The sequence below is a fragment of the Desulfoplanes sp. PS50 genome (genome assembly GCF_053851535.1).
The window spans coordinates 29704-51753 of record NZ_JBSPZA010000003.1 but is presented as its reverse complement, the minus strand read 5'-3'; the positions used below and the strand labels follow the sequence as shown (position 1 = coordinate 51753).

At 53.8% G+C, this 22050-nt stretch carries 19 protein-coding genes; 17 read left to right on the top strand and 2 right to left on the bottom strand.

The genetic code is table 11. The features are described from left to right. The first annotated feature begins 25 nt into the window (after nt 1–25). Nucleotides 26–880, top strand: a complete 855-nt coding sequence (locus ACTVJH_RS02270; RefSeq protein ID WP_455987046.1) for a glycine betaine ABC transporter substrate-binding protein — start codon at nt 26–28, stop codon at nt 878–880. 253 nt (nt 881–1133) lie between these two features. Here the strand turns inward: ACTVJH_RS02270 and ACTVJH_RS02265 are convergent, their stop codons facing one another. Continuing rightward, nucleotides 1134–1526: a flagellar protein FlaG gene (locus tag ACTVJH_RS02265; protein ID WP_455987044.1), complete on the bottom strand. Its 393-nt coding sequence runs from the start codon at nt 1524–1526 to the stop codon at nt 1134–1136. Nucleotides 1527–1841: 315 nt separating this feature from the next. On the opposite strand from ACTVJH_RS02265, the gene ACTVJH_RS02260 reads away from it, so the two are divergent. Further along, nucleotides 1842–2735, top strand: coding sequence for a flagellin N-terminal helical domain-containing protein (locus ACTVJH_RS02260; RefSeq protein WP_455987042.1), 894 nt, complete (start codon nt 1842–1844; stop codon nt 2733–2735). A 320-nt stretch (nt 2736–3055) separates the two neighbouring features. Here ACTVJH_RS02260 and rnc read toward each other — a convergent pair whose 3' ends face one another. Further along, nucleotides 3056–3754, bottom strand: a complete 699-nt coding sequence (gene rnc / locus ACTVJH_RS02255; protein WP_455987040.1) for a ribonuclease III — start codon at nt 3752–3754, stop codon at nt 3056–3058. Between the two features lie 23 nt (nt 3755–3777). Here rnc and ACTVJH_RS02250 point away from each other — a divergent pair, with 23 nt between their 5' ends. The 15 genes from ACTVJH_RS02250 to ACTVJH_RS02180 all read left to right on the top strand — a co-directional run bounded on the left by ACTVJH_RS02250 (nt 3778) and on the right by ACTVJH_RS02180 (nt 21747). Then, entirely contained in the window at nt 3778–5880 is a 2103-nt protein-coding gene (locus tag ACTVJH_RS02250) for an acetate--CoA ligase family protein (RefSeq protein WP_455987038.1), read from the top strand. Between the two features lie 110 nt (nt 5881–5990). After that, entirely contained in the window at nt 5991–7055 is a 1065-nt protein-coding gene (locus ACTVJH_RS02245; protein ID WP_455987036.1) for a phosphotransacetylase family protein, read from the top strand. 197 nt (nt 7056–7252) lie between these two features. Then, the gene (locus tag ACTVJH_RS02240; RefSeq protein WP_455987034.1) at nt 7253–8164 is read left to right on the top strand and encodes a mechanosensitive ion channel family protein; all 912 of its coding nucleotides are present in this window, start codon (nt 7253–7255) and stop codon (nt 8162–8164) included. After that, nucleotides 8106–8747, top strand: coding sequence for a cyclic nucleotide-binding domain-containing protein (locus ACTVJH_RS02235; RefSeq protein ID WP_455987032.1), 642 nt, complete (start codon nt 8106–8108; stop codon nt 8745–8747). Before ACTVJH_RS02240 ends, ACTVJH_RS02235 begins: the two co-directional genes overlap by 59 nt. Before the next feature lie 400 nt (nt 8748–9147). Beyond that, nucleotides 9148–10044 carry a tetratricopeptide repeat protein gene (locus tag ACTVJH_RS02230; RefSeq protein WP_455987030.1) on the top strand — a complete coding sequence of 299 codons (897 nt, stop codon included), beginning with the start codon at nt 9148–9150 and terminating at the stop codon, nt 10042–10044. A gap of 29 nt (nt 10045–10073) precedes the next feature. Then, entirely contained in the window at nt 10074–11039 is a 966-nt protein-coding gene (locus ACTVJH_RS02225) for a type II secretion system protein N (RefSeq protein WP_455987028.1), read from the top strand. A 45-nt stretch (nt 11040–11084) separates the two neighbouring features. Continuing rightward, nucleotides 11085–13022 (top strand): type II secretion system secretin GspD, encoded by a 1938-nt coding sequence (gene gspD / locus ACTVJH_RS02220; protein WP_455987026.1) that lies wholly within the window; start codon nt 11085–11087, stop codon nt 13020–13022. Further along, nucleotides 13019–14728: a type II secretion system ATPase GspE gene (gspE, locus tag ACTVJH_RS02215; protein ID WP_455987024.1), complete on the top strand. Its 1710-nt coding sequence runs from the start codon at nt 13019–13021 to the stop codon at nt 14726–14728. The genes gspD and gspE overlap by 4 nt, the downstream gene beginning before the upstream one ends. A 338-nt stretch (nt 14729–15066) precedes the next feature. Next, a complete protein-coding gene (gene gspF / locus ACTVJH_RS02210) occupies nt 15067–16293 on the top strand; it encodes a type II secretion system inner membrane protein GspF (protein WP_455987022.1) in 1227 nt (408 codons plus the stop codon). Between the two features lie 278 nt (nt 16294–16571). Next, nucleotides 16572–18227: an ExeA family protein gene (locus ACTVJH_RS02205; protein ID WP_455987020.1), complete on the top strand. Its 1656-nt coding sequence runs from the start codon at nt 16572–16574 to the stop codon at nt 18225–18227. A 207-nt stretch (nt 18228–18434) separates the two neighbouring features. Then, entirely contained in the window at nt 18435–18899 is a 465-nt protein-coding gene (gspG, locus tag ACTVJH_RS02200) for a type II secretion system major pseudopilin GspG (RefSeq protein ID WP_455987018.1), read from the top strand. Beyond that, entirely contained in the window at nt 18868–19389 is a 522-nt protein-coding gene (locus tag ACTVJH_RS02195) for a pilus assembly FimT family protein (RefSeq protein ID WP_455987016.1), read from the top strand. Before gspG ends, ACTVJH_RS02195 begins: the two co-directional genes overlap by 32 nt. 37 nt (nt 19390–19426) lie before the next feature. Next, complete coding sequence (locus tag ACTVJH_RS02190; RefSeq protein WP_455987014.1) at nt 19427–19864, top strand: type IV pilus modification PilV family protein; 438 nt, start codon at nt 19427–19429, stop codon at nt 19862–19864. 18 nt (nt 19865–19882) lie between these two features. Next, the gene (locus ACTVJH_RS02185; RefSeq protein WP_455987012.1) at nt 19883–20671 is read left to right on the top strand and encodes a PulJ/GspJ family protein; all 789 of its coding nucleotides are present in this window, start codon (nt 19883–19885) and stop codon (nt 20669–20671) included. Beyond that, complete coding sequence (locus ACTVJH_RS02180; protein ID WP_455987010.1) at nt 20668–21747, top strand: general secretion pathway protein GspK; 1080 nt, start codon at nt 20668–20670, stop codon at nt 21745–21747. Before ACTVJH_RS02185 ends, ACTVJH_RS02180 begins: the two co-directional genes overlap by 4 nt. The last annotated feature ends 303 nt before the right edge of the window (nt 21748–22050 follow it).

Below are 22050 nucleotides of genomic sequence, written 5' to 3'. Positions count from 1 at the left end.
ACCAAACAATTACAAGGAGTATGTAATGAAAAAATGTGTTGTTGCACTGATGGCCGTTTTGGCCTTGAGTCTGATGGTTGTTTCTCCGTCTCTGGCTGGTAAGGGCGAAGTCAAGCTGGCCTATGTCGAATGGGACTGCGCCACGGCCAGCACCAATCTGGTCAAGGCCTTGCTCGAAGATCAAGGCTATGAGGTCGATCTCTATCCTGTTGCCGCTGCCGCCATGTGGCAGGCCGTGGGTGCGGGCGACATGGACGGTATGGTCACGGCCTGGTTGCCGGTGACCCACGCCACGTATCTTGAAAAACTCGAGGGCAAGCTTGAAAATCTGGGCCCAATCTCTTACGGAGCTCGTCTTGGTTGGGCGGTTCCCTCCTATGTGACCATCGATTCCATTACCGAGATGAACGCCAATGCGGACAAGTTCGACGGCAAGATCATTGGTATCGATCCCGGAGCCGGTATCATGGGGTTGTCAGAGAAGGTCATGGAAGAATACAACCTGAACAAGTTCGAGTTGGTTGAAGGGAGTGGGGCAACCATGACCATGGCTCTTTCCAATGCCATCAAGAACAAGGAATGGGTCGTGGTCACTGCCTGGTCCCCCCATTGGATGTTCGGTCGCTGGGACCTCAAGTATCTTGAAGATCCCAAGGGCGTCCTGGGTGAAGAAGAGCATATCGATACCATCGTCCGTAAGGGCCTGAAGGATGATATGCCTGAGGTCTATGGCATTCTGGACCGTTTTGCCTATGAGAATCCCAACCAGCTGCAGATGCTCATGGCCTGGAATCAGGAACCCGATGCCGATCCTCTGGAAAATGCCAAGCGATTTCTCAAGGAGCATCCGGAATTGGTCAAGGCGTGGTTGGGCAAGTAACTTGCTGTTCAGCCGGATGTAACTGATCCAATAAAAAGCCCCCGTGGAGATCTCCACGGGGGCTTTTTATTGGTCTGGTGCACGGTGCACGCCCAGGGGGTGTTGCGCGGGTGCATTTAAGCAGTATGATTAAGCTTAATGCCTTGAAATGTTGGAATAAAACAGCGATCATTCCGCTCGGCACAATACCGCCATGCTGCTTGGCTCCCGCCATGTATGTGTTGCCCCACGCATCAACCATCATGAACTGTCTCTAGAATTTTCTATCCACCAGAAAGCCCACTGATTCCTTGAGAGAGGCGGCCATATGCAGGATCTCATCTTCGGGAATCTTTTTGATGACCCTCTCAGAGCTGGGATCGATAACCTCCACCTGGATAATCTCGGTGGTTTTGTCGACCTTGAATTTCAGGCTGACCCCCATGGCGTCCCAGAATTGTTCAAGGGCGTTACTGACCTTTTCGATTTCCACTTCCTGAATGTTTTTGGGTTCACTGGAAGCGTCTTCGCGGGAAAGAGGGGATTGCAGATTTTTTTCTTCCCGAGGCCGGTCTTGGGGAAATTCTGCGTGCCGTGGCGGGGAGATTGATTCCTGGCCGGTAATCTCCCTATTTTTTGACTCGATGGTTTCTAGGTTCAGTTCCATGACGGTCTCCTGGGTGGTGGATCGTGGTCGTAGCTATTTTTTCTAAAAAGGTAATCGGCCAAAAATGAAATTTCTTTAGGACCATCTCTCTGAAATCCGAAAGATGCACTGTACGCATTGATTGTTTTGTGCGGAAATTTTGACACTCAGCACCTGGATCAACAGATATAAAATTGACCATTGCCTGAGAATTGATGGGAAAAAAATGCCTCGTATGAACTTTATTAGCTTGAAATAGCGTAGTTTTTTTTTGATGGCACTTTGATTGCTTAGTAGGGCACAAACGCACATAAGCCTATCAAGGAGGTTTGTATCATGTCTTTGGTCATCAATCACAATCTCATGGCGATGAATTCGTCCAGGAATTTGAGTAATTCCTACAACAGCCTTTCAACCTCAACCAGCAGACTTTCATCGGGCCTGCGTATCAACAGCGCCGCTGATGACGCTGCTGGTCTGGCCATTCGGGAATTGATGCGCTCGGACATCTCGACCATCAACCAGGGGACCCGGAACGCCAATGACGCCATTTCACTGATCCAGACCGCCGACGGCGCCCTTGGGGTGATCGATGAAAAGCTGATCCGCATGAAGGAACTCGCTGAACAGGCCGCAACCGGTACCTACACATCCGATCAGCGTATCATCATCAATTCCGAATACCAGGCCATGGCCTCGGAAATTTCGCGGATCGCCAATGCCACGGACTTTAATGGTATCTATCTTTTGAACGGGAATCTTTCCGATGTGGATCATGACGGTACCGGTCTCAGCTCGACAGGCGCTCTGCGGATCCATTTCGGTACGGGCAACGACTCGGCGGAAGACTACTACGATATCAAGATCGGTACAGCCACCGCTTCGGCTTTGGGACTGGGGATGGGAGCCGCAGAAACGGCCACGGGGCGGTCCATCTCGACCCAGGCACTGGCTGAGGACGCCCTGGAAGCCCTGAACGCGGCCATTATATCCAAGGACAATATCAGGGCCAATCTCGGTGCCCTGCAGAACAGGCTCGAGGCAACGGTTGCCAACCTGAACATCCAGGCTGAAAACCTCCAGGCGGCCGAATCCCGTGTCTCAGACGTGGATGTTGCCTCGGAAATGACAGAATTTACCCGACAGCAGATCAAGACGCAGTCGGCCGTTGCCATGCTCGCTCAGGCCAACTCCCTGCCGCAGATGGCCATGCAGCTCATTCAGGGATAAATGTAGTTTCCTGCTTGACCTCATGTTCGGATATCGTGCGCTGATGACCAAGGCACCCCTGCAAGGAGGCGATCCCTCTTTGCAGGGGAATACGGTCTGAGAACGTATCTTGTCTCTCCTTCTCAAAAAATCGAGAGTTATTGCAATGGGTCAGGTCCGTATTTTGACGACTCACCATGCTGAGATGCAACCATGCACCGGGTGCGGATCCGTGCATGGAAGAAAAGACAGGCATGCATGCTAACCGATTGTAATTACCTCTCACTATAAATTTTCTGCATTCTGTTTTTTGTAAAGCTCACCTGAATCGTCATGGGTTGTCAGCGTCTTGTCTCCAGGAGCTCGATGGCGCTTTGGGCCACTTTTTGCTCGGCCTTTTTAAGGCTGGTATCTTTTGCCACCAGGGTTTCCCCCGAAGGCAGGCTCACCTGGACAATATAGACCTTTGCGTGCTCAGGCCCTTCACTGGACAAGAGCTGGTAGGTCGGTCGGGCCTTGTCGTATTTTTGGGTCAACTCCTGCAGCTTGCTTTTATAATCCTTGGGGCGCTGTTTTTCCGTGTATTCGGGCCAGAACGGGGCGAACAGCGATGCGATGCATTTTTGAACCGCCCTGAATCCCCCGTCAAGGTAGACAGCCCCGAGAATAGCCTCCAAAGCGTCGCTCAGAACGGAATCCCTTTCCCTCCCACCTTGAGCGACCTCTCCCCGACCCAGGAGCAGAAAATCTCCCAGCCCGATGGTCTTGGCCACTCGGGCCAGACCGGGTTCACTGACAAGGCTGGCTCGCAACCGGGTCAGTTCCCCTTCTGGAATGTCAGGAAATCTGTTATAGAGTTCCGTTGAAATACAGATTTCCACAACGGCATCACCGAGAAATTCCATGCGCTCATTGCTTTGTGTATTGTGTTCATTGGCAAAGGAACTGTGCGTGAGCGCCATGACTAAAAGCTTGACTTGCGAGAATTCATAATGGATAGCCCGTTGCAGGCTTCCCACTTCCTTAACACCGTCTTCCACGAATTGCTCCATAGGTTTTTTCCATGCGAGTGACATCTCTTGAACCACTTTTTGCACCACGATCCATTGCCGTGATCGGCGAATCCGGTCATGAAGGGGGACTTGTATGGTCCGTCGTGGCCCGGATCGTTGCTTCGGGGTTTCAGGGACGGATCGTACCGGTCGTGCCCGGTGGCGCGGAAGTGCACGGGTTGCAATCATGCGAGCGTGTCGATGACTTGCCTGGGGATATAGAATTGGCCGTCATTTGTTTGAAAATGTCGGCCGTAGTTCCGATTGTCGAGGCCCTGGGTACGGTCAAAATCACCTTTATGATCTGTCTGGCACCGGGTGAGACAGAAACACGGGCCGATGAATTTGTTTTTGAGCAGCGTGTTGGTGCCCTGGTTCGCAAATGGGATATAACCCTTGTCGGACCCAAAAGCATGGGCTTAGTCAACACGGTCGCGGGAGTCAACGCAAGCCTGTCGCTGCCTGACATCCTGCAGGGACGTATCGCTTTTTTTTCGCAATCGGGTGCAATGACCCAAAGCATTCTGGACCTGGCCCAGGATGATCTGATCGGGTTTTCCAAATGCATCAACCTGGGGAACCGGTCCAGGGTCAGTGAAGCCGACATGCTCGCCTTTCTGGGAGATGATCCGGATACGGACGTCATCGCAGGATATATGGAGGGAATCGGGGATGGTCCGGGATTTTTGCGAACCGCTCAGGACGTGTCCAAAAAAAAACCTGTGATCCTGATCAGGCCGGGCAATACGCCAAAGGGAGCTACCGCTGCGCTGTTTCATCGTGACTCCATGTTCGGGTTCGCCAAGACCTATGCCACGGTTTTCAGGCAGACCGGTATCATCTCTCCCCCGGATATTCCCTCTTTTCTCGCCCTGCTCAAGGGGTTTTCCAATCAAGATCTGCCCAAGGGAAACAATGTCGCCATTGTAACCAATGCAGACAGTTTTGCCATTTTGGCTGCAGATGCTGCCGATGGTTTCGGATTTGAGCTTCCCGGTTATTCCAGAGAGACAATCCATGCGATCGACGAAATAATTCCCGGACATGTTGACGCGTCCGGACCTGTTGTCATGGGAAGAGATGCCAGTGCACGGGACTGGTCACGGGTTGTTGCATGCGTGGGAAGTGACCCGCAGGTCCATATTCTGATGGTTGTTATTGTTCCACGCCAAGGAATGAATATGATTGCACTGGCCCGGTCGCTGGCCACTCGGTTGAAAGATATCGATAAAACGGTGTACCTGTGCATTCCTGGTGGTCCTACAGCCGATAGCGCTCGAAATATTTTTGAATCAAGCGGGATACCCTGCTATTCTCATCTGGAACAGGCCGTGTTTACAGCCCGAGCCATGCACGATTATCTGGTATGGCAGCGTAAGCCCTATCCCGTTGAGGTCTGCTACCGCCGGGATAGCCCCAAGATCAGAAAAATCATCGATGATGCACGCCAGTCAGGGATTTTTGTCCTGCAGGGTGCCGAGGCCCAACCCCTGCTCATGGCCTATGAATTGTCCTTTTGGGAGATGAAGCTGGCACGAACGGCCAAGAGTGCCGCCAAGATGGCCCGGAAGATGGGCTTTCCCGTCGTCCTCAAACTGGCCTCACCTCAGGCGGATATGGTGGGGACAACACGATGTGTCGATGTAGAAGACAACAAGGGTGTGTACGAGGCATTTTGGGAGATAACCGAAGGCGTTCGTCGTCTTTGGCCGGAAATCTTCATTTCCGGCTGTATGATTCAAAAAAAGGCCGTATCCACGGCACGGCCGGTCTGCATTCGTTTTGTGCGTGATCCGCAATTCGGCCCGTTGATATCCTTTGCTCTCGACGGTGGGTGTGACGATGAGCGCAGAGGGATCGCTCATCGCCTGGCTCCCTTGAGTCTGCAGGATGCCCACGATATCATCCGGGAACCATGGGCTTTTCCCGTTCTCCGCGGAGAAAAAGGAGAGCCCGGTGCCCATCTGCAATCCCTGGAGGATGTCCTGCTCACGGTATCCCAGCTTGCTTTGGACTGCCCCGAAATACTCGAGCTCGAATTGAGCCCGGTTTATGTGGATCATCAGCAAACAATCATCGGAGATGCCAAGGTGATCCTTGCTCCCCTGGATTGATACCGTCGACGTCCTTACGGACAACAACAATTTTTCAGTAGCTGGATGTATCGGTTTATCTGCTTGTGAACTCCCCCGATGACCTGTTTTTATTCTCCCCTGGAGGCATTATGCATGGAATTTATGTTGGAGCCACCTCGGCCTATGCGGGCAAGAATCTTGTCGCATTGGGTCTGGGTCTCAAACTGCAAAAAGATGGATATCGTGTCGGTTACATGAAGCCCATTGGGGCGTTGCCGTTCAAGAAAGACGGCAAACCGGGCGATGAAGATGCTTTTTTTATTCAGGATGTCCTGGGTCTTGAGGGTGATTCCAGTGATGTCACGCCGGTGGTTGTTGACCAGGATTTTATGGTCAAGGCCTTTTCCGGACGGACCGAAGATCTCATGCCCAGGATCGAAGAGGCCTATGCACGGCTTTCCAAGGACAAGGATGTAATGATTGTCTCCGGATCGGGAAGCATGTTTTCCGGAAAGTACTGCAACCTGGACGGCGTGAGTATTGTCAAGCGTCTCGGGCTCCAGGCCCTGGTCATCGATCGTTTCGACAAGGAACTCAAATACGATTATCTGGCGGTCATGAAAGAAAGCCTGGGGGATCAGTTTCTGGGAGCGATCCTCAATGATATTCCAGCTTCCTTTACAAGTGAATTGACGACCATGCTCATCCCTTTTTTCGAGCAGCAGGGCATCCATATTCTCGGTACCATTCCGAGCGATCCGCTCATGGGGGCCATTCGGGTGGAAGATCTCTGCGAGCGACTCGGCGGGCAATTGATCACGGCTCAGGACAAGAAGGACAAGGTTGTGGAGAATTTTCTGATTGGAACCATGCAGGTGGAAAACTTCATGACCCACTTCAAGAAAAGCCGACGATCCGCAGTCATCGTCGGTGGTGACCGTTCCGATGTGCATCTGGTGGCTCTGGAAGGTGCATGCGAATGTCTGATCATGACCGGGAATCTCTATCCCAACGACATCATCATGACCCGCGCGGAGGTGCTTGGTATTCCGCTTATCGTTGTCCGGGACGACACCTATACCGTGGCCCGGAAGATGGAGGTCATTCTTTCCCGGAGTAAGCTCCGGGACGCTATCAAGATCCGTCATGGGGGTGATCTCGTGGCTTCTCTGCTTGATTTCGATCATATCAAGGAAAAGATCGACCTGGCATAAGCTGTAAGGGACAACGATTGAACGTGCTTGAAAAAAAGGCAAAGGGTCACAGGGACTCTTTGCCTTTTTTGGTTGTTTTGATTAGGAGATTCAATACGGTACAAAAGTGTGCAGAAAATCTCGCTGAAACCGTTTTTTCCAATTGGGTCAACACAGTGACGGGTATTCATCGCTCATAGTTATGGAGTCTTGATTTTATGGACGTTTCTCAAGGTTTTACAGATTTTTTGGGCGAGTTCTCCCTTGACGCCTGGCTCTTGCTGGTCGTTTTAGTGGTCATCTATGCAGCGATCTCCTTTGGATTGGATGCTGCCTTTAAACGATATAATATCGCCATCAAGGCTATCCGTTTTTTGAAGTGGTTTTTTGTCCTGATCAGCGTCTATGTCCTCGAGTATATGGTTTTTCCCAAAATGGGCATATCGGTGCCTGAAATACCGTTTCTTTTTATCAAGGCCGTGGTGATCTGGTTTGTTGTCATCCGTTTTTTGGACGGATGTTACGCTGAGATCTATCTCAAGAAGATCAAAAAGGAGCAGGTCAATCATATTTTCATCGATCTGACCAAGTTTCTTTTTTTCATCGTTATCGTTGTTGTCGTTCTCAAGAGTGCCTTTGACATCGATCCCAGTTCCATTCTGACTTCATCGGCCATCCTCACGGCGGTCATCGGTTTTGCCATGCAGGATACCATCGGCAGCCTCATCTCCGGATTGCTCATTCAGATCGAAAAGCCCTTTGCCATTGGAGACTGGATCTCCGTTGCCACCAACGAGGGGAAGGTCGTGGAGATCAGCTGGCGGTACACCAAGATCAAGACCATCAGCAGGGATTACGTGCTCATTCCCAACAACAGCATATCAAAGGACACCCTCATCAATTTCAACCGGCCCATTCCCTATGTCCGGAGGCAGATAGAAATCGGCGTTGATTTTTCCATTCCTCCGATTCGGGTGAAAACCGCACTCATGGAGGTGCTCGAGAAATCCTCCATCATTCTCAAATCCCCTCCCCCCCCTTGTCCGTTTGATGGAGTACGGTCCCTACAGGATGCAATACCGGATCATTTTTTATGTCCGCCAGTTCGAGTCTGCCAGACGGGCTGTTGACGAAATCAACACGGCCGTCTGGTATCAATTCCGCAAGGAAGATATTCCCATTCCCTATCCCCAGAGTGTCCTGGCAAGCAGGGAATATCACCAGCCCCGCGATGAAACCCCGGCCATTATCGAAATGCTCAAAAACATCACCCTGTTCAAGGGGATGGCGGAAGACAGTCTTGATCTGCTGGTTCGTTCGTCGTGCATGAAGTCGTTTTTGCAGAATCAGGTTATTGTAACCAAGGGTTCGAGCGACACGGCCCTGTTCATTCTTCTGGAAGGCAGTGTTGTGGTCGAATCTGCAGGCAAGACCCTGGCCGAGTTTGAACAGGGTGATTTTTTCGGGGAAATGGCCCTGCTTACCGGACAGCCCCGATCCGCCGATATCACGGCGAAAACCGTTGTCCGCTGCCTGGTGGTCGACCGGGAAGGATTCAGCATGATTCTGTCCAAATCGCCGCGCATTTACGAAAACATCCAGACCATATTCAACGAACGGATGCTCGATCGGGACAGGAAAGGCATGCTCGATGACAAGAAAATCACTGAAACCAGCCTGCTGGACAAGTTTCGGAAGATATTCATGGAGTGAACTAAGGCGGCCAAGCCGCAGTTTTAGGTTTTAAGTTCAAGAGGTTATAGAATTTTCTTGTTTTTCATAGCAGACCTTCAAGAGTAAGATACTCAGGCGGTTGGGGCAGACGAAGCAGATGTGGAGATTGCTGGAACTTTAGTTTTTTCGTTTCCTGTTTCGGGCTTGATTCTAGACCCTGTAAGACCAAGATCGTTCCGGCTGTCGCGAGATAGGCGGGTATTTGGTTGGATCCTTGCATTAATCTCAACTGGTATCCGAAATTGTATTCGGTATATCTTCTCGTAACATCATGGGGGCACAGACATCAATCAGTCACCCTATGCTCTGTTCTGCCATTTTCTCCAACGATCCTTCATTGATTGGGATGTACGATAGACTCAAAACAACAGGCGATACAATGAATAGATGCGCTAAGATCATCGGTCCGGCCATGTGTGCTGTTTGTGTCATGGCTGTCCTGATGTTGGTGGCTGGTTGCGCTGCTACCAAAAAAAAGGAGACCGTTCCGGCTGTTACAACGCCTGAGGCGACATTTCGGCAGGCACTCCGTCAGATCCAGGAAGGGAATTTTCCCAAGGCCATTGATATTCTGGACAAGGTTGTTTCGGCTCAACCCGACGATAGTGTGGCCTTGTACAACCGGGGGTATTGTTTCCAGCAGACCAGGAAATACCTGAATGCTCTGGCGGATTATTCCGCCGCCCTGGAGATCGATCCGGACATGGTTCAGGCCGCAAGCAACCGGGGGGCGGTCCTGTATGCAAGCGGCCAGGAAGAAAAAGCCCGGGATGAATGGGAGTTGCTTGTAACAACGCATCCCGACTATGCTCCCACCTATTACAATCTTGGCCTGTATTATCTGGACAAAAGGCAATACGAGCGAGCTGTAAAGGAATTTTCCGGCTGCATTGACCGTGATCCTTCCATGCGTTCAGCCTTTGTCAATCGGGGCAATTGCCATGTGGCTCTGGGGCGGACCGAGGAGGCTGTTCAGGATTTCAGTGCGGCCCTGCGGCTCAAACCGGCGGATGCCCAGGTCTCTTTCAACCGTGCTGTGGCCTGGGAGGAAATGACCGATTATGATCAGGCTATTTCCGACTATACCAAGGCCGTGGGGTTTGATCCCGGGTTTGCGGCTGCCTATTACAACCGGGGTCTCTTGTATATGCGTCTGGGTGGCAATCGCCTCGGATGCGCGGACATGAGCCAGGCCTGCAGTCTCGGTTTGTGCGACCGGTACAGGCAGCTGCAGAAGATGGGCGAGTGCCCTGTGGATGCTGATGACGATCACTAACCGAAACTATTCACGATGCAGGTTTTTTCATGTTCGGATTGACAAGGGGATTTGACGGCCTTTGGTCGACGCTTTCCGGTTCCAAGGTTGGCCATCTGCGCCTGTTCGTGCAGATGCTCAGCGGCTCGGTGCCGGCAAAGGCCCTCAACCTGGCGGTGATCGGCATGGTCGTTTACATGCTCATGTCTTCCGGATTGGATGGGTACAAGGCCTCTTTGGAGGATGAAATCGTTCTGAGTGGTCACGATCATGTCGCTGAGCAGATCAAGCCGGAAACGCGATCCGGGTCCCGGTCCCAGCGACTTGACGACTATGGGGTGATTGCGGCCAGGGATCTTTTTGGAACCGCCAGGCAATCCGTCAAGGAAGAATCTGAAAAGGAAGAGGTCAAGATCGAGGAAATGCCGCTGGCTTCTTTGCAACTCAAGTTGATGGGTACGGTTGTCGCCAGTGACCCTGCCATGCGCACGGCCATCATTGCCGAAGCCAACGGGCGCAACGAGCGGATGTACCGGGAAGGAGAGAGCGTCAAGGGGGCCACGATCAAGAAGATCCTTCGGTATGCGGTTGTCCTGAACACGGGCCAACGCGACGAGGTTCTGAAGATGGAGAGTGCGGAAAGCGGCAAACAAATCCGAACGGATCAGCGTTCCGACCAATCCGCCAACAGAACCCCGGTTCAGGTGGTCACCCTGGACCGAAAGGATGTGCAGGAGAGCCTCGAAGATATTCCAGGGCTTTTCAAATCGGCCCGGTTTGAACGGTACAGGTCCGGCGGGATCAACGGATTCAAGGTAAGGAGCATGGCCAAGAACAGCGCTTTTTCCAAGCTGGGACTTCGGAGCAACGACATCATCCTTGGGGTCAACGGGGCTCCGATTACCAATTTGAATCAGGCCACGAGTCTGTATGATGAACTCGAGAAGGGCGGGCAGGTTGCCGTGAATATCAAACGCTTCGGACGCCAGCGGGATATAGCCCTGCGTTTGAAATAATCAGGGTCAATGAGCTTCAATCAAGCATGCAAAGCGAGATATCATATGCATTTTTCGGGTAAACGAACCGGCTGTCTTTTGTTGGGGCTGTTCATCGTTCTGGTGATTGTGTCCCCCTCTCCAGTGGGGGCCCAACCGTCCAAGCAGCCCAAGTACATCACCATGGATTTCGATCAGGTCGACATCAATATCTTCATCAAGTTCATCAGCGAGATAACCGGAAAGAATTTCGTGGTCGACGACAAGGTCAAGGGCAAGGTCACGGTGCTCTCGCCTTCCCAGATCAACGTGGACGAGGCCTACAAGGTGTTCGAGTCGGTTCTCGAGGTCAACGGGCTGACCGCTGTTCCCGCCGGGGATGTGACCAAGGTCGTTCCCTCGGTTTCAGCCCGGCAGAAGAATATCGAGACCAGGATCAAGCCGCTGCGTTCCTCACGCCCAGACGACACCTTTGTCACTCAGATCATCCCCCTGCAGCATGCTGCGGCCGAAGATCTGCGCAAGATCATGATGCCCATGGTTTCCAAGGAGGGTATCCTCATTGCCTACGACCCCACGGACACCCTCATCCTGACCGATTATTTCTCCAATATTCAGCGGTTGCTCAGAATTGTGGGCGAACTCGATGTGCCCATGGAAGACGCGAGCATCAACGTCGTTCGGCTCGATCATGCCGAGGCCGAGGATGTTGCCCAGCATCTGGCCAAAATTGTGCAACCCGTGAAAAAGGGAGGCAAGATTTCCGACCCGGTCAAGGTCGTGGCGGACAAACGACTCAATGCGGTCATCGTTCTGGCCCAGACCCAGGAGATGGCCCAGATCATAAGGTTGTTGGACAGTTTGGATCATCCGACGCCCGAAGGGGAGGAAACCATCCATGTCGTTCATCTGGACAATGCCGATGCCGAAGAACTTTCCAAGGTCCTTACCGGGTTGGCAGGCAAGGGGGGACAAACCGGCAAGGACCCTATCATTTCCACGGATGTCAAAATTGTGGCCGACAAGGCGACCAACAGTTTGGTCATTTCGGCCGATCCGGATGAATTCGAGACCCTGCAAAAAGTTTTGAAGGGGTTGGATCAACCGCGAAAACAGGTTTATGTCGAGGCGGCCATCATGGAGGTTACGGCTGACGATACCTTTGATTTTGGCGTGTCCTGGCAGGGAGGCGGCAAGTTTGGGGCATCGGGTGACGAGACCCTCATGTTTGGGACGGGCAATGCCGAGGGCCTGGTTACGGACGTGGACTCGGCAACGAAGATGTTGGGCGGGACCGGTGTTTCCTTTGGTGTACTTTCGTTGCCTTTTTCCTACGAAGGCAAGAATTATTTCAGCCTGGGCGCATTTGTTCAGGCTTCCCAGACCAATAGTGACGTGAACATCATTTCCACGCCTCAGCTCATGACCCTGGAGAACGAGGAGGCCAAGGTCGTTGTGGCAGAAAACCGACCCTATCAGACGAGCACCAACACCTCCAATGCGGACATTGATTACGCCAACTATGAGTACAAGGATGTCGGCGTGACCCTCAAGGTCACTCCCCAGATCAATGATCGTGGCTCGGTGAAGATGAAAATTTTTCAGGAAGTGAGCAGGGTCGATGACTCGGCGACTACTGCCGCCTTGATCAAGACACCTATCACCCGGAAACGGCAGGCCGAGACAACCGTGGAGGTGGCCGACGGTCAAACCGTGGTCATAGCCGGATTGATCGAGGACAGTGCCACGGATACCGTCAATAAAATTCCAGGATTGGGAGATATTCCTCTTTTGGGATGGCTCTTTAAAACGGACTCCAAAAAAATGGGCAAGAAAAACATGTTCGTCTTTCTGACCCCCCATGTGGTGAACAGCCCGGAGGATTCCCGCAAGGTCTTTTTAGACAAGATGAAGCTCATCGAGTCCGTTCGCTATGACTCTCACGGTCGGATCGAACCCATTGACAAACCCCTGTATGTGGCTGGTCCCATGGCGGTCAGATGATGGAAACGATGCTCCCCGAGGAATATTTTGTCCACAAGGGACGACTCTCGCCGGAGGATGTGGCCGAGGCCCATGCCATCATGGAGGACAAGGGCGGTCAGGTGACCCGCATCCTGATGGACCAGAAAAAAATCTCCGAACGGGAGCTTCTCGCATTCTGGTCCGAGAATCTGGGAATGGAGATCATCGATGATCTCGGTGCCCGGGATCTGGATTACGATCTGGTCAGCACCCTGCCCATCCAATACGCCAAGAAACATCTCGTTCTCCCCTATGGACGTACCGATGCCGAGATTCAGGTCGTGATCCACGATCCCTTGAAGAGTGACGAGGTCATGGGCGATCTGCATGTCATTTTCGCTCCCTTGACCGTGCATGCATCTCTTGCCCCTGCCCGGGAGATTCTCTCGGCCATCAATCGGGTCTATGGACAGGCAGAAGACGATGGGGCCAGCGAGATCATTCAGGATCTGGATCAGGATGAGGGTGAGGAACTGCTCACAGGGCTCGAGGAAGAGGTCAGTGCGGATCTGCTCGATGAAACCAGCGAGGCCCCGATCATCAAACTGGTCAACCATATCCTCGCCCAGGCAGTAAAGGGGCGGGCCAGCGACATTCATATCGAGCCGTATCACCACGAGCTCAATATCCGCTTTCGACTGGACGGTGTGCTCTACAACAAGCTTTCCCTGTCCAGAAAACTCCATTCCGCCGTGGTTTCACGCATCAAGATCATGGCCAAACTGAACATCGCGGAAAAACGGCTTCCTCAGGACGGGCGCATCGAGATCCGCATCGGGGATCGGCAGGTGGACCTGCGCGTGTCCACCATTCCCACGGCATTTGGAGAGCGGGTGGTCATGCGGCTTCTGGAAAAGGGGCTCAGGCTGCTGACCCTGGAAGAAATCGGGCTTCCTGATCGACTGCTTCAGGACATGTACCGTCTGGTCACTTTGTCCCACGGGATCGTTCTGGTCACCGGTCCAACAGGAAGCGGCAAGACGACCACCCTGTATGCGGCCCTGAACCACATCAATTCACCGGACAAGAACATCCTGACTATCGAGGATCCTATCGAATACCAGCTCGATGGAATCGGGCAGATGCAGGTTTCCTCCAAGATCGATCTGACCTTTGCCCGGGGGCTTCGGGCCATGGTCCGTCAGGATCCGGACGTTATCCTGGTGGGGGAAATCCGGGATCTGGAAACCGCCGAGATCGCCATCCAGGCCGCCCTGACCGGTCATCTGGTCTTTTCCACCCTGCATACCAATGATGCGGCTTCGGCTGTGACCCGACTCATCGATATGGGTATCGAGCCCTTTCTGGTATCGTCATCGGTGCGTGCGATCGTTGCCCAGCGGCTGGTACGCAGAATCTGTCCGCAATGCCGCAGCCCCTACACACCCACCAGGGAACAATTGGAAGAATGGGGCATTGGTTCTCTTCCCGCAGGAACCAGTTTGTACAAGGCCGGGGGATGTCCCGCGTGCCTGGAGACGGGATACAGGGGCAGGACCGGTATCTACGAATTTCTGCATCTGGACGAGGCACTCGCCTCACTGATCCTGCAGACCTCGGACGCCAATCAGATTCGCACTGCAGCCGTGGCCAGGGGGATGAAAACCTTGCGTCAATGCGGCATGGAACTGGTCGCCCGGGGCGAGACCACGGTGAGTGAGATTTTGCGGGTGACGCAGGTGTAGGGAGTGCGCAGTGCGCAGGAGGCAGGAGGCAGAAGAAAGGGAGACGGGAGACAGGGAGAAAGGGAGACGGGAGGCTGGAGAAGGGGAGACGGGAAAAAAGTGCGCAGTACGCAGGGCGCAGTGCGCAGGAAAGGCGAATGGAACTAACATACAAGAGGTGAATCTTGTGTTCGCCCAAACCGGAACGAGCAGGAGGAAAAGAAAGGAGACAGGAGAATCCCAGACAAGTGACAACTATTTTTTAGGACTCGACAGGTAAAAAGGTTTTCCAATCGGAGGGGCGATCACGAATCGCCCCTGTTGCGCATGATGGTTGAGATTTCAACTTTTGGGTGGTTATGGCGATTTTTGAATACAAGGCCATCGATGGCAAGGGGCGGTCCACCAAGGGAATCGTGGATGCGGACAGTGTGCGTCTGGCCGGGCAGAAATTGCGCGGCAAAGGGCTGTATCCTTCGGTCATCAAACAGGTGAAGCGTGCCAGGCGCAAAGGGGGCGGAGGATCCCGCGGGTCTCGATTTTCCCTGGCCAGAATTTCCAGGATTCAGCTCGCCTCATCCATCCGGCAGCTGTCCACTCTGCTGGGGGCGGGGCTGCCGCTGGTCACCTCCATAAGCGGGGTGGTCAAACAGATGAAACCCGGGCCGTTGCGTCTGGTTCTGGCCCAGATCAAGGAGAGGGTCAACGAGGGGAGCAGTCTGGCCGACGCCCTGGAAGAACATGGTTCGGTTTTTCCTCCGACTTTTTCAGCCCTGGTCAGGGCCGGTGAAACCTCCGGCACCCTGGAACTGGTCATGGAACAGCTGGCGGATTTTGAAGAACGCAAGCTCGCCCTGTCCAGGAAGATCCAGTCCAGTCTGGCCTATCCCCTGCTCATGCTCATCACCGGCCTTGCGGTCGTGTTTTTTCTGCTGACCTACGTCATCCCCAAGGTGACCCAGATATTTCTGGATTACGGGCAGATCCTTCCCCGACCCACGATCATTCTCATGGCCATCAGTTCGTTTTTGCAGCAGTATTGGCCGATTATCCTCGGCGCGGTTCTGGTTGGAGCGATCCTTGTCAGATTCTATGTGCGGACCACTTCCGGCAGGGTCCGGTTTCACGGCTTCATCCTCAAGGTCCCGGTGGTCGGCCCCATTCTTCACCATGCAGCCATTTCCCGGTTTGCACGGACCTTTGCCACCCTGCTCAAGAACGACGTTTCCCTGCTCACGGCCTTGAGCGTGGTCCGCAACGTGGTGGACAACGATGTCATGGCCTCGGCCATTGACGCGAGCCGCAAAGAGATCAGCGAGGGCGAGAGCATTGCCGCTCCTTTGTCGCGCAAGGGCATTTTCCCGGAAACCGTCATCCAGATGATCGCCGCCGGCGAACAGAGCGGGCATCTGGACGCCATGCTCTTCAAGGTCGCGGAAACCTCGGAAATGGAGGTCTCCACCCGTCTCGGCGTGGCCACATCCCTGCTCGAGCCGGTCATGATCCTGGGATTGGGCATGGTCGTGGGATTCGTGGTCCTGGCCGTGCTTCTGCCGATCTTCGAGATGAGTCATCTTATAAGATAGGGGCGGTTTTAGGTGTTAGGTTTTACGTTTTAGGATAAGGACGGAAGACAAGAATCATAGAAGTCCGATATCCCCGGTGTGGGGTGCACGTTTTTGCAGAGACAAGGCATGCCTTGTCTCTGGCAATGTCGGCAGGTAGCGAAAATTCAGCTCGAAAAGTGACAACTTTTTTTAAGGCTCGACAGATTACTGCCCTGGATTGTGTTGTATCGGGGCTAGATGCTGGAGGCCCTGTCCGCATCCTAAAACTTAAAACCTAAAACCTAAAACAGTTCGTTATGTACATATCCTACTTCGGCCTCAACCAGAGTCCCTTCAGAACCGCGCCTGATCCGGAGTATTTTTTTGCTTCCGGGTTGCATCTTCGGGCCGTTGATCGCGTGGTTCACGCCATTCGCGAACGGGCCGGACTGGTTCTTGTTCTGGGTGAGATCGGACAGGGCAAGACCACGGTCTGTCGCTATGTCCAGACACGCTATCGGGATGAGTTTCTGATCGGCTATCTGGGTAATCCCTTTCTGGATGTCCAGGAGTTCGGTCGACAGATTCTTCTGGAATTCGGTCTTTCCGGAGAGGTTACGGGGTCGGGAGATATTGTCCGTATGCTGACTGCATTTTTGCGGGAGCAGGACCGTACGGGCCGGGTGGTCGTACTTTTTCTGGACGAGGCCCATCTTCTGAGCCCCGACGTGCTCGAGTTTTTGCTCATCGTGACCAATATCCAGCACAGGGGCAGGCATCTCTTGCAGATGGTTCTGGCGGGCCAGAACGAGTTTCAGGAAACCTTGAGGCAACCCAGGTTTTCTTCCCTGAATCAGCGACTCGGGAACCGGATTGTGGTTGCAGATCTCGATGAGGACGATGTTGCCGCCTACATCCGTTTCCGGCTGGACCAGGCGGGCGGTTCGGGCAAGGATCTGTTCACCCCTGCGGCCGTGACCAGGATCTGGAAGGTGACCCGGGGGAACCCTCGGTTGATCAACCAGGTTTGTGAACGTCTTCTTGAAGGGGCGTATGAACGACGGGTCGGGAGCATCGGCCCCAAAGACGTGAACCAGTTGTGCAAGAACCCGGTTTTCGCTCCAATCCTCTTTCCGGACATGCAAACATCCAGGACGATCGTATGGGGACCGGTGCTTGCGGCCCTGGTGCTTGTTTGTGTGTCTGTCGGGATCGGGACCCGCGTATTTGATGACCAGCCGCCCGTGGCTGTCACCCTTCCTGAAGCCACTCTCCCCATGACGACTGCTGCCAACGCTTCATTCGTCATCCCCGAAACCGCTGCACCCGGGATGGGAAAACGATCCGATACGATTGTGATGGCTGGGGTGGAAAATGGGACCGTGGCCCCTCAATTGGCTGTTCCGGACGAGGTTTCGGGTGCAAGTTTCTCCGAAAGGGACGATGTCGCAACCATCTCTTTACCGGAATCTGTCGATACCCGGGGCAATGGAACCCACGCAGGGGTGGAAGAGCAACTGAAAAAAATTCTGGAACTCCTGGCTGCCAGGGAATCAGCACCGGAAATACCCGCCAACCAGGATATGTCCACGTCCGCTGTCGAGATGAAAGCGGAAGATCCTGCCTCACACGTTTCTCCGCAAGCAGAGCAATCCGGTCAGGGCAAACCGTTTCAAGCAGGGGCAACGGACACCGTCGTTGCCGAAAAGGAACAGGCAGACGTGACTTCACGGGTGCGGTCTGTGGAACCGGAAATCCGGAAAATTTCCCTGTCCCCGGCACCGGGGATCGAGGTCAACGCCATTGTCTGGGACCCGCTTCCCCGATTCAGATTGGCCGTTGTCAATGAGCGCATTGTCAAACAGGGTGCCTCTGTGGGCGATGGCTACACGGTCGAGGCCATTCTCAAGGAGAGCATACGGGTCTCCCTGGCCGGAAGGATGTTTGAGAATCGTGTGCATGGGAAGAAATGAGACGGAGACGGGAGGCGGGAGACGGGAGGCAGGAGGCGGGAGGCAGGAAAAGTGAATGCTTAGGGAGATTGCGAGGTTAGCAGACCTTATGCAAAGCTGACGGGGTAAGTGCGCAGGGCGCAGGGCGCAGGAAAAATTCAAAGACGTGTCAACTTTTTTCTGGACCCGATAGAACGACGTTACATTATTGGCAGTTACCAAGGAGTCATGCCTATGAATACGCATCATCGAAATGTCGATCAAAGATTTTGGTTCCAACGCGGTTTTACCCTGATCGAGATCATGGTGGTCATTGTCATCTTGGGGATTCTGGCCGGGCTTGTCGTCCCCAGGCTCATGGACGAGCCGGACAAGGCCAGGATGGTCAAGGCCAAGATGCAGATCGAGAGCCTGCTCACGGCGGTCAAGAAGTACAAGCTCGATGCCGGTGATTACCCGAGTACCGAGCAGGGATTGGCCGCCTTGGTGGAAAAGCCCACTGTAGGCAGGGTTCCGGCCAATTATCCGGACAAGGGATACATCACCAAGGTACCTCTTGACCCCTGGAACAACGATTACGTGTACATTTCTCCGGGCGAGCACGATGACGTGGAGATCATCTGCTATGGTGCCGATGGCGAGGAAGGAGGGGAGGGCGTCAATGCCGATATCAGGAGCTGGGAACTCGACTAGGGGATTCACTCTCATCGAGCTGACCATGGTCCTGTTCATTGTCGGCCTGACCCTGGGGCTGGTTCTGCCCGGCATGGACAAGGTGTTCAGCGGGGATCCCTTGCGGATCACCGTGAACAGGGTGCTGAGCGGAGCGAACCAGGCCAGGAATCAGGCCATGCTCGACCGGGAACCCTGGAGGTTGATCATCGATGCCTCACAGTCTCTGGATATGGAGGATGCAACTTTTCTGAACCAGGACGATCATACCCTTCTGCTCAGGCCCGAGGAGGGAACCAGGTTTCGGGATGTTATCCTGATCCGGACCGGCGAGGTCATCGAGGGCGAACGGGTTGACCTGGTTTTTTTACCCAATGGATTGGCCGAACCGGCATTGATCCACTGTCTGGCCGATGATGGACGTATCCAGACAATCTATCTCAAATCCTTCAACCCTCGTCCCGTGGTCCTGTCGGGTGACAAGGGTCTGGAAGACAGTTTCGAGGGGTAGGGTTTGAGGGTTAAGGTTTCAGGTCTAAGGGGTAAGGATGAAGTATCCCCATTTTTTCGGGCCCGAAGATCGCCCCATTGCGTCCACTATATCCACGCCCTGCTTTCCCCGGTCGTCTGAATCCGCTCTGACCCTCATGGAGGTTCTGGTGGCCCTGATCATTCTTTCCGTGGGCCTTTTGGCGGTTCTCAAGGGGAGCGGGGAAAACCAGGATGCCTTGATCGCCTCCAGAGAGATGACCGAGGTCGGCATGCTCGGGCAGAATCTCATGGAGGGGATCGGGGCCGTGGGCCTGGATGAATGGACCGAGTGGCAAGGAACTTTTGACCCTCCCTATGATCGGTACAGATGGGAATTCGAGATCCTGTCCACGGATGTGGAAACCATGGACAAGGGGATGCTGACCATTCGACACAGCATTGACCAGACCCGGGCCCTGGTGCTCGAAGAACTTTTTTTCAGGCAGGGGCGGTGAGGTGATCTGGTGAGAAAGATGTCGTCGTGTGGATTTACCCTGCTTGAAATCCTGATCGCCATGACCATCACCGCCACGGTCATGAGCGTGCTTTTCGGGGTTTATGCATCCTGTCTCGATGTGGCCCGGGATATCGAGTCCCTGTCCAGAACCGATCAGATGATGCGCATGGTCGTATCCCGGATATCCAACGATATCCGATCATATGCCCCGATGACAGCCTCGGACCTCACGGCCTTTCGCGAAGAAGAAAATGGGACGCTGGAGAACACCGGGATTCGGGATGATAATGCCACTGCAGCGACCAACGAAACGCAGGGCCTGGAACATCCGATCGAGCTTCCTGTGTTCACAGGGAACGCGGTGGACATGCTTTGGGATCACGAGGACAAAACCGTGCTCATGTCCTTTCCGACCCGGGCTTCGCTGGGATTTGAAAACGACAGCCGATTGGAGCGCATCAACCTGGTTTCCTATGTGCTTGTTCCCGAAGATGCAGACAGTGATGAGTCAGCGACGTACAGGTTGCTTCGACGCGAACTGCCCTTTGCCGGACTGTACCCGAAACTGGCCGCACAGGAGGTGGAGTTGGCCGACGGGCTTCTCTGGGTCGAAGAGGGCGGACCCGTCTATCTGGACGAGACAGGGCAGATGGTCACTGCATGGGATGGTTCCGGGCGGAAGCAAGCGAAACAGCTCGCCGTGCCCCGGTTGATCAGCTGGTCTTTGCGTGTGGCTATGAATGGGGAGCCGACATCCTACGAGATCATTGTCCGTCCCCTGGTGACGCAGGCGGGGGATTCATGAAGGGGGGTGTGTTCAACGATCAGCGCGGCACGGTTCTTTTTTTGACCCTGATTGTTCTTTCCGTACTTGCCGTGGTCGTTATCCAGGGGATGCGAACCATGCAGGTGTCCACGGCCGGGGCCACCATGTTTCGCAACGGGGTGCAGGCCGAACGGCTGGCCATCTCCGGGATTCGTCTGGCCCAGGCACTTTTGTATCAGGATATGCTCGAGGATAAGGAAGAAGAACAGATCGTGGACACCTTGCTTGAAGACTGGGCCAGGTTTCCCGACACCAGTGATTTTATGGTTCCGGAGATGAACAGCGGGGAGATCGGACTCGAGATTGTTGACGAACAGGGCAAGTATCCGCTGAACAAACTCGTGCAGGCGGGAACCGGGGGAGAGGATGTCGCCAAATCCCTGGGTTCACTCATCGCGATCATGCTCCGTGAAACGGGAATCGACGAGGATGATTCCATGGATGTGGCCAGATATGTGGTTTGGGGGCTCAGGGATTGGATGGACAGAGACAGGCAGACATCCATCCCCGTGGAGTCACAGAATGGTCTGCTGGTTGACGTGGAAGAACTGGAAGATTGCCGCAACGCCCCGCTCTCGGATGTGAACGAGATCCGCCTGGTCCTCAATCGGCTCGAGATTCCTCCCGATCTGGCCGATTTTCTTTATGAAGGCGATGGGGACGGGATGCCCGGACTCAAGGACCTGCTTTCAGTGGTGCACACCCAGGCGGTGAATATCAATACCGCCCATCCGCTGGTACTTCAGGCCATTGCCCGGGATGTGGCAGAGGATGTGGCCCTGCCCCTGGCCCGGGCCATGGACGAATATCGACGGGATCCATGGAACCGGGATCAATTGAGCCGTTCGGACTGGTACAGGGAATTGGCCATGGAGGGCTCGTCTTTTGTCAGCTTTCCCGGGGCCGGGATTACGAGTTCCTGGTTTGCTGTCAGGTCGTCCGGCCGGGTCGGAGCCATAACAAAGAGTGCCTTGGCCATTCTCCATCGCAGCGAGTCCCCGGATCCCGAAAAATCCATTCCAGAGAATGTGCGGGTGGAGCGGGTGAGATTCTAATGCGGCCAAGCCGCAGTTTTAGGTTTTAAATTTTAAGCGGTTATAAAATTTTCATGTTTTTTATGGCAGACTTTCACGAGTAAGGTACTCAAGGCCGTGGAGAGGATGCACAGCAGGGTAACCCGCGGCAGGATTCTAATGCGGACAAGCCGCAGTTTTAGGTTTTAGGTTTTAAGTTTTAAGTTCAAGCAGTTATAAAATTTTCTTGTTTTTTATAACAGAACCTTTTGAGTAAGGTACTAAAATCCGATGAGCTGGAAACTGCGTACGTTGAAACTGGCTTCGAGATCAGTTTCCCGTTTC